Raw genomic sequence first — 13,555 nt, 5'->3', positions numbered from 1 at the left:
TCTGTCGAGATCGCTGGCAGCACGCATACCCTACCAACTCAAAGTCACAGCACTCTGCTGGTACCCGGTACCCTGCGGAAACTTCACCACCAGCTTCTCCAGCCCGGCCCCTTTGCCGGCTGCCGCACCCACAATCGTCCCGCCTTCAACATGGAGATTCAGCTTTGCCGCATTTCGCCGAACCATTAGCTCAACGACCGTCCCCGCCTCTGCCTCAAGCTCCAGCTTCAACGAGTGCGCCTCCGAGACCTCTCTCAGCACCTTCATCTGCGCCGTCCGCGCTCCCGGCAGCGGCAACCCATGCGGCACCGCAACCTCAATCGCCGGCAACGCAAAGACCACCGACGAACCCTCCGCCGAAGCCCGCGAATCCTTCACCACACTGGCCAGCCGAACCGCCGGACCCGAGAGCGTACTCACCTTCACCACAAGACCACGCGCCTCACGCTGATACTCAAGTGAGCACACAGACGCGCCCGCATGAAGCCTCTCAACCGCAGCATGATCCCAGTCAGCAGGAAGATGCGGATCAAGATGAACCGAACTCGAAAGCCCGTCCACATCAATGCCAAACAAACCACGCAACGTCGGGGTAATCACCATCGCCGAAGACCAGAGCTGATGACTCGTACTCCGGCCGAAAGGTTGGAAGAACGCACCCGACAACAACTCCGTCACCGCGCCCAGATCCTGCGTCGTCGTCAGATCCGCATTCTGCATCAAGTGCGCGTAGCCAGCCAGAGAATGTCCCGCGCGGTACTCCGCAACTGACACCCACCCCGTAAACAAAGGCCAGACCGACCCCTGATGATAACTGATCGGATCGTAAATAGGATCGCTCTCGGCCACATCCCTCAGCCCCCAGTCGGTAGCAAAATCATGCGAAGCCCACCGCTGAAAGCTGGCCTGCGGATGAGCCAGCCCCTCTCCGCCGTTCCACCACGCAATCGCCGGATAGACCGTAGCAGCGCGGTCAAGCGACCCATCAGTGTTCCGACTGAAGGCATAGGCCTGCCGCGAAGCATCGTAGTACTCCGTCTCAATCTTCTTCGCCAACTCAACACCACGCGCATCGGCAGCATCAGCTAGCGCCTGATCCCCCAGCAGCCCAGCCAGCTTCGCCGTCGCAGCCGAAGCCTGCTGATCCAGCAGCGCAAGATAGATCTCCTGGAGCGGCATCCCGGTCGGCCAGCTCTCCACCCACCCGGTCCCCTGAGAGTTGTCGTAGATCCCGTCTCCATCGCTGTCATGCGTCGTCTCAAAACGCCACGCCTTCTCAACGATCTCTCGATGCTGCCGAAGAAAATCTAAATCCCCGCTTGTCCGCACGTAGTCCAGCATCGCCGTCAGAAACAGCGGCGTCGAATCAGCAGCAGCATAAGCGTAAGAGAAGTTCTTCCAGTCAAAGTAAGCCGCAGTCTGCGGATACTCGTGCATAATCTTCCCATCATCACGCTGCCGCTCCATCAGGAACTCAAGCTCGTCGCGAACCAACCCAAAGTCGCCAAAGCCATTCACCGCATAGAGCGTGTACAAGCTGTCGCGCCCAAAGAACCAGCCAAATCCAGGCCTCGCCGAATCGCCCGACGAGTAATATCCCGCGACCAATGCAATCTCCCCACTCGGTTGCGCTTTCGCCCTCAATTGCTCAATCGACATCTCCGCCCAGGCGAAGTCGTCGTCCAATCCAGCATCCGGGGTGCGAATCGCCGTCAGGCTCTCTCTCATCCCGGCATATCGCGCCGCGTGCTTCGCATACGCCTGCGGCAAAGTAGCATTCAACCGCTCCAGCTTCCCCTGAAGCGCGGCGCTCGTCGCCGTCTCCACCGTATCTCCCATCGCCATCAACAACGGGAAGTAGCGATTCGTATCCCGCTTCGGATCGAAGTGCAGCTTCAGCTCCAGCGGGTAAAACCGCGGCTTCTCCTGATAAGGAGCCAGAATCCCCGGCTGCGTATTCGGCATCGCCACAGCTCCCGCGAGATTGGGGAAGTCAGTATGCAGCACATAGAACCCGCCATCCGACTGCTTCACCCACTCCGCCGACGGAACCCCCTGGCTGCGTTGTGGCCACATCGGCCGCATCTCCGGCGTAAAGCTGAAGGTCAAATCCATCGGCCGCGTCGAGTCGATCTGAAACATCACCACCGCGCCCGTCCCATCCTCCGCATCGTCCTGCGCAAACATGATCTGCCGTACCGCGAAGGCAATGTGCGAATACGTAATCACAGTATGGTCAGGAGAAACTTCGATCTCCGCCGCATCCCCATTCAGGTCGATCGGAACCGAATAGCCCTCAACATCCGCTCGAATCGCGAAGTGGCTAAGCAGCTTGACCGGCAACACCCACGCCTCAAACGTCCCCTCCTGCTGACCCACCATGACGCCGCGTGTCCCCGCCACAGTAAACGGCTTTCCGGCTTCAACATGACGTCGAATCGCCAGCGCACTGTCGTTCATAGGAAACGCATCGACCGGCCGCAAAGCCCCCGTCTGGGCGGCCGCAATCCCCCCAAGCATGACCACCCCTGCAAAAGCAGCTCTCATCGACTCCTCCACCTCAAAAGACCACCAGTCTACATGCTGCCGTGTTCTCTAACGACGAAGTACGATGCGACTGATAAGATGCCGCACATGGTTTGTAAATCCCTGTTCTCCATCTCGTTGCTGGCCATCGCGATCTCCTCTGTGCACGCCGCATCCCCAACGGCCGGTCGCTACCAGAGTGATTCAGCCGCCATGGTTGGAACCAAGATGCTTACCGCCTCAGAAGCAGCGAAGCTCCTGCCCGCCACAGTCTTTTTCCGTGGGCAGAGCGCGCCCATTCAATCCAGAAACTCGGGCGGCGTGCAATTCGCAAAGGACGCGCTTCTTCTAGTCGCCCTCGTAGACACCGCAGGCTACTCCAGTTCGGTCCAGGAGAAATATCAGGCATATCTAATCACAGAGGCATCCATCGATATCGCAGGGCATTCGCTCAAGCCAGGAGCCTATGGCTGCGGATTTGTTGCCGGCAATACCTTCGTCGTCATGGACATCGGCGGCCACGATCTCTTCTCCGCCCCTGCCGCCAAAGACGCCACCCTCCGTCGTCCGACTCCTCTGCAGATCTTGCCCGCACCCAGCGGTACCGGATATCGCCTTTACGTCGGTCGCGACTATGTCGACTTTGCGCAGACTTCCCTTGAGAGAAGCAACCCCACTCCTCTCCATCCGTGATTACAATCGGGCTCAGATGCAACACTTCCAGACACGCTCGTTTCTGTTATGTATCATCGTCGCGACTACTCAGCTAGCGCAGGCACAAACGAACTCCACGCCGGCAGCTTCTTCACAGACCTCTCCGACCGACAGAGTGAAGGAAGCTGAACAAGCGTTTCGTGCCGGGTCCACAGCCTATCTCCGTAATGATCTGCTCTCCGCGCACATTCAGTTTGCCAAAGTCGTCAAATTAGCCCCTGAGGTTGCCGCCGGCCATAGTGCCTTTGGCACAGTCCTACTTGCTGAGGGAGACCTCGCATACGCTGCGGATCAACTCGAACAGGCCCACAAACTCGATCCGCAGAACTCGGATGCAACACTCAACCTGGCGATCGCTTACTCTCAGCTTCGCGAATACCAGAGATCAGTACAGATGTTTCAGCTCCTCGACGAAACGAAGAGCGATGCAGTACAGGCGCTCACGCCGCAAGCCTCCATCGCCTACGCCGCCGCCCTCGCAGCGACGGGACAACCTGCCACCGCTCAAAAAAAGTTGGAGGCGGCTCTCAATAATTCGCCTGATAACGCTGCTCTGCACGATAGTCTGGGCACCATCCTCGCACAACAGCAGACCTACAGTGATGCCACAGTTCAGTTTCAGCGTGCTATCTCGCTGGAGCCATCGCTGGCATCCGCGCACTATCACCTCGGCTCCATCTTTCTCAATCAAGGCAACCTCGCAGACGCAGTCAGCGAACTCACCAAAGCGAATGACCTGTCCAAAGGAAATGTCGAGTATGCACTCCAACTTGGTCGTGCCCTACGAGCGAACGATCAGGAAGACGAGGCACTTACCGTACTGCGACATGCGCTGGTCGTTGATCCGGCATCGACAGACATCAAATACGAACTCGCCCTCACCCTGCAAGCGAACGACAACCCCCGCGAAGCTATACCCCTCTTTCAAGAGGTTGTTGCGGCGCGACCTCAGGACTCCGCCGTACTCACGAACCTCGGACTCGCGCTCGTACAGACAGGCGACGCAAAGGGAGCCATCCTCTTCTACCTCCGAGCCCTCGCGCTGGATGAGAAAAGTCCCACCCTGCGCCAGGATCTCGGCGTCGCCTATCTTCAACAAAGCGATCTCAACCACGCCGTCGAGCAGTTTCGTGCAGGTCTTCTGGTCGAACCCGACAACTCACATCTCCACTACGATCTCGGACTGGCGTTGAAGTTGAAAGACGATCCAACCGCAGCGGCCGCGGAGTTCGTGCGCGCCGAGCAACTCGATCCCAAGCTGCCTGATCCGCCCTACACTCTCGGCGTTCTCTACATGCAGCTCGGACGTTTCGCAGAATCGCAGGTCGAACTGGAGAACGCCACCGCGCTACGCCCCGGCAACGGCGAAGCCTGGGCGCTCCTTGGTAATGTTTACAAAAGTAACAACGATCCCGAAAAAGCTGCAGCCGCCTTACGACGCGCCATCGATCTTCTGCCCAACCAGCCCAGTCCACACATCAGCCTTGCCGCCATCCTCAGTCAGCAGGGAGACTCCGAAGGCGCAGCAGTCGAACGCAAAAAGGCCGCATCCCTCAGCCGCATCGCCGTCAGCCGCCAACGTGCCAACTTTGCCCTCGATAGCGGCAAGACCCTCCTCAAGCAAGGCAAGACCGCCGATGCCATATTTCAATTGCAAACCGCAGTCGAAGCAGACCCAAACTACAGCGAGGCACACTCCGCGTTGGCCGACGCTCTCGACAAACAGGGACGAAGCGCCGATGCCGCCCTCGAACGACAGAAAGCCAAGAAGCTTCTCGCGAATACTTCTTCCGCGGGTGAGGATCCTTCTCCTCATCCATAGAGGCGGTACTACAGTGCAATCAAACCGTTTTTCTCTCTGCAGACTAGGCTTCTCTATACCGTGTACCGATTTCAAGACTCTTTCAATCCCTTCCGATTTTGTGATTACAATTACCACGGCAAAAAGAACCTCGAACACCAGTGCCGGGCCATTGCCTCAGGAGCGTCCATTTGAATTGGTCTCGCCGTAACTTTCTTACCTCGCTTTCGACCACCGCACTGGTTCTTTCGCTTGAAGATGTACTGGCTCTGGCCGCGCCGCAGACCTCTCAGCCGGCCCAACAGATGGGATCGCGCCCCACCTACGACGCCGTACCCCGTCCCGCCCCGAAAGCCCTTCCCTCTCCCGTCGCAGGCACTCCGCTCGGCATCAGCTTCATCGACGTCGCACGCCAGTCCGGACTCAACGCAAAGACGATCTACGGCGGCGAACATAAAAATCGATACCTCCTCGAAACCACCGGCTGCGGCGTCGCCTTCTACGACTACGATCATGATGACTGGATCGATATCTTCCTGGTCAACGGCACGCGGCTCGAAGGCTTTCCCAAGGGGCAGGAGCCCATCTCGCGCCTCTTCAAAAATAATCGCGACGGTACCTTCACTGACGTCACCCTCAAAGCCGGGGTCGGCCGAACTGGCTGGGGACAGAGCTGCTGTGTCGGTGACTACAACAACGACGGCTGGAACGACCTCTTCGTCAGCTACTACGGTCAAAATGTTCTCTATCGCAACAATGGCAACGGCACCTTCACCGATGTTACCGAGAAGGCTGGCCTGCTCCAATCGAAGACGCGCTGGAACTCCGGCTGTGCCTTTATCGATTACGATCGCGACGGCCATCTCGACCTCTTTGTCGCCAACTACATCGACTTCGACATCAAGACAGCTCCCCTCCCCGAAGCAGCCGGCTGCGCCTACAAAGGCATTCAGGTAGCCTGCGGCCCTCCCGGTCTACAAGGCGGCAAGAACATCCTCTACCGCAACAACGGCGACGGCACCTTCACCGACGTCTCACAAAAAGCAGGCATGTGGGACACCATCGGCACCTACGGCTTATCCGTAGCTGTCTCCGACATCGATGGCGACGGCTGGCCCGACATCTACGTCGCCAACGACTCCACCGCCGCCACCTTCTACCAGAATCAGAAAGACGGAACCTTTAAAGATGTAGCCATCGAGGCCGGCATCGCATACTCTCCTGACGGCAAGCCACAGGCCGGCATGGGCGTCTCTATTGGCGATTTCAATCGCGACGGTCGCTTCGACATCGTCAAGACAAACTTCGCAGGCGACACCGACTCCCTCTACGTCAATCTCGGTGACGGAAACTTCGATGACCATACCTACATGTCCGGACTGGGCGTCAACACTCGCTATCTCGGTTGGGGCGTCGGCTTCTTCGACATGGACAACGACGGCTGGCCCGACATCTTCATCTGCAACGGCCACGTCTATCCCGAGGTCGACGGAACAGCCATCGACGCGCCTTACGCCGAACACAAATACCTCTACCGCAATCTGCGCAACGGGCAGTTCGAAGAGGTGACAGTGCAAGGAGGCCCCGGCATCACCACACCCGCCCCCGGCCGAGGTTGCGCCTTCGGCGACTACGACAACGACGGCATAGTGGACGTCGCCGTCAACTGCATCAACAGCCTTCCTCAGCTGCTCCGCTGCGAATCGACGACTGGCCGCAACTGGATCAAGATCCGCACCGTAGGCACAAAGTCGAACCGCGCCGGCATCGGCGCAAAGATCAGCGTCACAACCACAACACCAGACAGCGCCAAACCTTTTATCCAAATCGACGAAGTGCGAAGCGGCGGCAGCTACTACTCACAGAACGATCTCCGAATCCACTTCGGCCTCGATCACTCCGCTAAAGCTGATTCAGTCGAAATCAAGTGGCCCTCCGGCACAACGGACAAGCTCACAGACCTTGCGGCAAATCATCTTTATGTCATTCAAGAGGGCGGAAAGATCCTGAAGACAGTTGCCATGGGAGCCTCATCGCAATCCAAAGCATTGACCACTCCAGCGACGGCCTCAAAGCCATGAAGCTTCGGCTCCTTCTTCAAACCGCGGCCATCATCCTCTTTGCGGTGACCGCATTCGGAGAGCAGCAGCCCTATCCACCATCGACCGATCATCCTCCCCCGGCGTGGTTTGTGGATGTCGCCTTGAAGGCTGGGATCACCGTCCGCGATGTCAACGGGAGCGTTGAATCCAAACGTTACATCATCGAGGCCACCGGCTCGGGCGTCGCCATCCTCGACTACGACAACGACGGCTGGCCCGACATCTTTCTCGTCAACGGCACCAACCTGCCTGGCACCACCTCCGCTGCTGGCCAGGCAAAGCCCACCAATCATCTCTTCCACAACAATCACGACGGAACCTTCACCGATGTCACCGTAAAGGCAGGCCTGGTCTCCACTGGATGGGGCCAGGGAGCATGCGTTGGAGACTATGACAACGACGGATTCGACGACATCTACGTCACCGGCTACGGCAAAAATCGCCTCTTTCACAATCAGGGCAATGGAACCTTCAAGGAGGTTGCGGAGCAAGCAGGCGTCGCCGGTACAGGCAAGGAGTGGGGCACCGGCTGCGCCTTCATCGACTACGATCGCGACGGCAAGCTGGACCTGGCCGTCGCCAACTACGTGCACTTCGACCTTGCTCGCACTCCAACACCCGGCCAAACCTCTGGATGCATCTGGAAGGGGGTGCCCGTCATGTGCGGCCCACGCGGCCTCGAGAGCGCACCGAACATCCTCTACCACAACCTCGGCGGCGGAAAATTCGCAGACGTCAGCAAGTCCAGTGGATTCGAGCGAACACAAGGCCACTACTGCTTCTCCATCACCACGCTCGACTACGACGACGATGGCTGGCCCGATCTCTACGTCGCCTGCGACTCCACACCCGCCATCCTTTATCGAAACAACCACGATGGGACCTTCAAGGACACAGCCGCCGACGCCGGCGTAGCCTTCAACGAAGACGGCCGCGAACAAGCCGGAATGGGATCCACCGCGGCCGACTACGACGGCGACGGCAGACTCGACCTCTTCAAAACCAACTTCTCCGACGACACCTCCACCCTCTATCGCAACAATGGCGACGGCACCTATACCGACATGACCTTCGCCGCAGGTCTTGGCATCAACACCGATGCCCTCGGCTGGGGCGCCATGTTCGCCGATATCGACAACGATGGATGGCCCGACCTTCTCGTTGCGAACGGCCACGTCTATCCCGAGGTCGACTCCGCCAAACTAGGTTCCTCCTATCGCGAGCCTCGCTTCCTCTACTACAACCAGGGCAACGGAAAGTTCCGCGACATCAGCAAGACCTCCGGCCCCGGGCTCGTCGACCCACGCTCCAGCCGAGGCCTCGCAATCGCGGACCTCTTCAACGACGGCCGCCTCGAAGCCGTAATTAACAACCTGAGCGATCGCCCAATGCTTCTAGTCAACCTGGCGAAGAATCAGAACCACTGGCTCGGCCTTCATCTCATAGGTACATCCTCCAACCGCGATGCCATTGGCGCGCGCGTCACCTTGAAATCGGCAAAGCGCCTCTGGGTAGACGAGGTTCGTGGCGGCTCCAGTTACAACTCGTCAAGCGATCTCCGTCTTCACTTCGGCCTCGGCGCGGAGACGCACCTCACGAGCATTCAAATTCGCTGGCCCAACGGCCAAATGGAGATCTTTGACCCTCCCGCTTCGTTGGATCGCATCATTAACCTGACCGAGGGAGATGGCCGCGTGCCATCGGCGAATTAAAAATAGCGACAGTGCAAACAACACTCTCAACCACCCTTCCAGGGTCTATGGTAAACATGAGGCTGCATCAACCATCCGGCAAACCGATGCACAGACGAGGGACTTAGCTTCTCCCGCGAATTCGAAACTGGAAGACTATGAAGACTATAAGGACACGCTCGTGACCGTTCACCATCGTTCTCGCCACGGTTCACCTTCCATCACCTTTGCTCTCTACACCGCGCTTTTTTTGAGCGCAGCGGCATCAATCGCCCAGTCCACGTCCCCAAACTCCCATTCGACCGACACACAGTCTGACAAGCCTCAAGAGGGCGGCCAGGCGCCGGCAACAGGAGGATCAAACACCGGTGGCGCTCATCCCGCAGTCCTCGACGAAGAGAAGAGACCCATCACCGCCGGGGGCTTCGTAAAGAGTGGCCCCATCATCTTTCAGGACATAGCCGCAAAAGCCGGACTAGCCTCATGGACCCACACCATGGGCACGCCCGAAAAAAAATTCATCATCGAAACAATCGGCTCTGGCGTCGGACTGATCGACTACGACAACGACGGCTGGCTCGATATCTATCTCGTCAACGGCTCCACCTACGACGCCATCAGCGGCAAAGCAACAACACCCCACGCTGCTCTCTTCCACAACAACCACGACGGCACTTTTACTGACGTCACCACGAAGGCACACGTCACCAATGATCGCTGGGGAATCGGCGTCGCCATAGCCGACTACGACAATGACGGCTGGCCCGACATCTACATCACCAACTTCGGCAAGAACCGCCTCTACCACAACAACCACGACGGCACCTTCACCGACGTCGCCGAGAAAGCCGGTGTCACTCTCGGCAACTGGTCCACCGGCGCCACCTGGGGCGACTACGACGGCGACGGCAGGCTCGATCTCTTCGTTCCCGGCTACGTTCACTATGACCTCGCAAATCAGCCCGGATCTGGCGGCAAAGAAGTCTCCTACAGCTTCTGCCAGTTTCGCGGCGAGAAGGTAATGTGCGGTCCCCGAGGTCTCAAAGGAGAGTCAGACCACCTCTTTCACAATAATGGCGACGGCACCTTTACTGACGTCAGCGAGAAAGCCGGTGTCTCCGACAAAAACGGCTACTATGGTCTTGCCTCTGTCTTCGTCGATGTCAACAACGACGGCAAGCCCGACCTTCTCGTCGCGAACGATTCAACGCCGAACTACCTCTACATCAACAAGGGCGACGGCACCTTCGAGGACGCAAGCTACGCCTCCGGATACGCGCTCAATGAGAATGGCCGCGAAACAGCTTCCATGGGCATCGCCACTGGCGACTACCGAAACAACGGCCTGCTAGACATCTACAACACCACATTTTCCGACGACTACAACCCGCTCTACCGCAACGATGGCGACGCCAACTTCACCGACATCAGCTACCAGATGGGCATCGCAGAACCCACAATTCCGTTTCTCGGCTGGGGCACCGCATTCCTCGACTTCGACAACGATGGCTGGAAAGATCTGATGGTCGCGAACGGCCACGTGTATCCTCAAGTCGATCGCACATCCTGGGGAACCACCTGGGCCGAACGCCCACTCCTCTTTCACAACATCGACGGCAAGAAGTTTGATGTTGAACCTGCGGTAGAAGGCACCGCGCTCGCAAGCCTCTACGTTGGCCGCGGCATAGCCGTCGGAGACCTCTTCAACGACGGCAGGCTGGATGTTGTCATCAACGCCCTGGACGGCCATCCCGGCCTGCTTCGCAACGTCTCGCGAGACAATCATCATTGGATCGAACTGAAACTGATAGGCGGTCCAAAGAGCCCTCGAGACGCCATCGGCTCCACGGTCTATCTCACCGCGGGAAGCCAGAAACAACGCGGAGACGTAACCTCCGGCGGGAGCTTCGCCTCCACCCACGACCCCCGTGTCCACTTCGGCCTCGGCGACATCGCAACCATCGACTCCGTTGAAGTTCACTGGCCAAGCGGAACCAAAGAAAAGTTCGCAGTCACCAAGGTTGACCAGATCGTCACCCTGACAGAAGGGAAAGGAAGTAGATTCTAACGGCTTCCATCTCCCCGCCACTCAACCTTTCGATTGAGATCTCTACCCACCCGTAGGACGATGGCTAATAGTCGTACAGCTTCAATAGAATTCACCATTGCTATGAAATTGCCTTACAGCCGGATCGTTCGCATTTTTTTCTGTACCGTGCTGTGCGGCGCAATCGCCTCCTTTTTCCTGGCCTTGAAAGGCGACGGGACCCACGCCTCTGACGCCCTCACTACCCCCACGCAACGTGAGGTTTACACCGAATCAGTCAAACAGCATTACAACTTTCGATTCGGCACCGATCAGCCCTTCCTCCCGTCGAATGCAACCACCGACACCGGCCAGTTCATCAACCCCAAAGCCTTCCCCACTGCCAAATACTGCAGTCACTGCCATCAGGAGGCGCACGCCGAGTGGCGTCAGTCCGCTCATGCCAACTCCTTTCGCGCCCCCTGGTACATCCGAAACACAAACCTGCTCACCGCGGAAAAGGGCATTGAATATACCCGCCACTGCGAAGGCTGCCACAATCCAATCGCCCTCGTTTCAGGCGCACTAACCAAAGGCTCACCAGTAAATCGAAAGTTCGACGAAGACGGAATCACCTGCACCGTCTGTCACTCCATCCAGAAGGTTGACGCCCGCGGCACAGGCAGCTACGTTCTCGCGCAGCCAGCAGCTCTGCTCGACGACAACAGTCAACCCATCTACGGCGAGGTCTCCGACAAGGAGATCCTCGCCCATCTCGACCGCCACTCCAAAGCCGTCATGAAAGACTTCTATCGCACCAGCAACTTTTGCGCTGCGTGTCACAAGGCCGCTCTTCCAAAACAACTGAACGACTACAAATGGCAGCGCGCAATCTTCCTCTCCGACGAATGGCAGCTCTCCTCCTTCGCAAAACAGTCGCCGCTTCCCTTCTACGTAAAGGATCAAGTCTCCACCTGCCAGACCTGCCACATGACCCGCGAAGATCTCACCACCTCCGACTCTGGCGCGAAAGAGGGCAAGCTGGCCTCTCACCGATGGCTAGGCGCGAACACCGTCCTTCCCAAGTTCTACAACTACGACACCCAGATGGAGAAGACCGTAGCCTTCCTCAAAGCAGGCGTCTTCAACGTCGATATCTTCGGCCTCGAGAAAAACAGTGGCAAGATCATCGCGCCTCTCGGCAACGATAGCTTCACCGTCTCGCCCGGCGACCTCCTCACCGCCACGATCATCATTCAGAACAAAGGCATCGCACACAGCCACGTACCCGAGCAGCGCGACATGTATGAGAGCTGGGTCGAATTCGAAGCCGAGGACGCCTCCGGTCGCACCCTGATGCACTCCGGCGCGATCCAGCCCAATGGCGACCTCGACCCCCGCGCACACAGCTTCACCAATCGCCTCGTAAACACCAAAGGAACCATCAACGATCTCCACCAGGTCTGGGATAATCGCGTTGTGGCTTACAACAACACCATCGCTTCAGGCCGATCCCAGCTCGTCCGCTACCAATTCAAAGTACCCGCCGACGCAACCGGCCCCCTCACCGTCACCGCACGGGTCAACTATCGCCGATTCGATCAGCACTTCATGGACTTCGGAATGGGCAAGCACTACGAGATGCCGGTCGTTGCTATGTCCGAGCGCACACGCACCTTCACCCTCGGCGAGAATCCCCCCGCGGTCGACCCTCAGGACAACAAACTCTGGATGCGATGGAACAACTACGGCATCGCCCTGCTGGACGCGCAGCAGTACGCAGAGAGCGTCCGCGCCTTCGAGCAGGTCGCCCACCTCCGTCCCGACTACGCCGACGCCTTCACCAACATCGCCGTCGCCAACTTCCAGTGGGAGCGCTATGAAGCCTCCCGCGTCAGCCTCAACAAAGCTCTTGCTCTCAGCCCGCACAACTCGCGCGCGCTGTACTACCTCGCATTAGTCGAACGGAACCAGGGCCAGGTCGACAGCGCCATCGCCGATCTCCGCGAGGTCATCGCAAAATTTCCAAACTCACGCGACGCCCACAGGGAGCTTGGCTTCTCCCTCTATCAGCAGCGCAAGTACGACGAAGCTCGCGCGGAGTATGAGACGCTCCAATCCATCGACCCCGACGATCTCGCCGCCCACTACATTCTCTCCATCGTCTACCGCCGTCTCGGCATGAAAGAAAAAGCCTCACACGAAGCCGCCATGTTCGCAGATCAAAAAGACGATCCCACAGCCAGCACCTACGCGCTCGAGTTTCTGCGCAAACACAACGAAGTCGCATCGGAGACCGTCCCCTGGCACACGCATACAGATTTTGCCCCCGAGCCCGCCCACAACAGAACATCTGCTCAATGAATTTGCTGCGCTCAGCACTGTTTTTTGTCCTCGCAACCGCTTCCTGTCTCCCGGCATTCGCCGAGTCCGCGAAGCAGCGCGGAGCAGTATTGTTTATAGATAACGGCTGTCAACACTGCCACACGATCCGCAACGTGGGCGGCGAAAAAGGTCCCGATCTCTCCGGAGTAGGACGCACGCTCAACAAAATTCAGATCAGAACGCAGATCGTTCAGGGTGGACACGAGATGCCATCTTTCGCCGACATCCTGAAGACAGCTGAAGTAGATGACCTCGTCGCCTACCTTCACTCCTGCCGCGACAAAAGAAAGTAACAAGAACCACTCCTGGA

The 13,555-nt window shown here is 58.2% G+C and carries 8 protein-coding genes; 7 read left to right on the top strand and 1 reads right to left on the bottom strand.

Going from position 1 to position 13,555, the window contains the following annotated elements:
• Positions 1-30: 30 nt before the first annotated feature.
• The gene (locus HDF10_RS01845; protein ID WP_183809912.1) at positions 31-2,547 is read right to left on the bottom strand and encodes an amylo-alpha-1,6-glucosidase; all 2,517 of its coding nucleotides are present in this window, start codon (positions 2,545-2,547) and stop codon (positions 31-33) included.
• A gap of 87 nt (positions 2,548-2,634) precedes the next feature.
• Here HDF10_RS01845 and HDF10_RS01840 point away from each other — a divergent pair, with 87 nt between their 5' ends.
• From HDF10_RS01840 to HDF10_RS01810, 7 genes are all read left to right on the top strand, one after another.
• A complete protein-coding gene (locus HDF10_RS01840) occupies positions 2,635-3,219 on the top strand; it encodes a hypothetical protein (protein ID WP_183809910.1) in 585 nt (194 codons plus the stop codon).
• Entirely contained in the window at positions 3,185-5,062 is a 1,878-nt protein-coding gene (locus tag HDF10_RS01835) for a tetratricopeptide repeat protein (protein WP_183809908.1), read from the top strand. The genes HDF10_RS01840 and HDF10_RS01835 overlap by 35 nt, the downstream gene beginning before the upstream one ends.
• Positions 5,063-5,232: 170 nt before the next feature.
• Positions 5,233-7,122: a CRTAC1 family protein gene (locus tag HDF10_RS01830; RefSeq protein ID WP_183809906.1), complete on the top strand. Its 1,890-nt coding sequence runs from the start codon at positions 5,233-5,235 to the stop codon at positions 7,120-7,122.
• Positions 7,119-8,855 (top strand): CRTAC1 family protein, encoded by a 1,737-nt coding sequence (locus HDF10_RS01825; RefSeq protein ID WP_183809904.1) that lies wholly within the window; start codon positions 7,119-7,121, stop codon positions 8,853-8,855. The genes HDF10_RS01830 and HDF10_RS01825 overlap by 4 nt, the downstream gene beginning before the upstream one ends.
• A gap of 160 nt (positions 8,856-9,015) precedes the next feature.
• Entirely contained in the window at positions 9,016-10,902 is a 1,887-nt protein-coding gene (locus HDF10_RS01820) for a CRTAC1 family protein (RefSeq protein WP_311732630.1), read from the top strand.
• A 102-nt stretch (positions 10,903-11,004) separates the two neighbouring features.
• Positions 11,005-13,224 (top strand): tetratricopeptide repeat protein, encoded by a 2,220-nt coding sequence (locus HDF10_RS01815; protein WP_183809902.1) that lies wholly within the window; start codon positions 11,005-11,007, stop codon positions 13,222-13,224.
• Positions 13,221-13,538: a c-type cytochrome gene (locus HDF10_RS01810; RefSeq protein ID WP_183809900.1), complete on the top strand. Its 318-nt coding sequence runs from the start codon at positions 13,221-13,223 to the stop codon at positions 13,536-13,538. Before HDF10_RS01815 ends, HDF10_RS01810 begins: the two co-directional genes overlap by 4 nt.
• Positions 13,539-13,555 lie beyond the last annotated feature (17 nt).

The sequence above is a fragment of the Tunturiibacter empetritectus genome (assembly GCF_014201375.1).
In the GTDB taxonomy this organism is placed as follows: Bacteria; Acidobacteriota; Terriglobia; order Terriglobales; family Acidobacteriaceae; genus Edaphobacter; species Edaphobacter lichenicola_D.
This window is presented reverse-complemented; position numbering and strand designations above follow the sequence as displayed.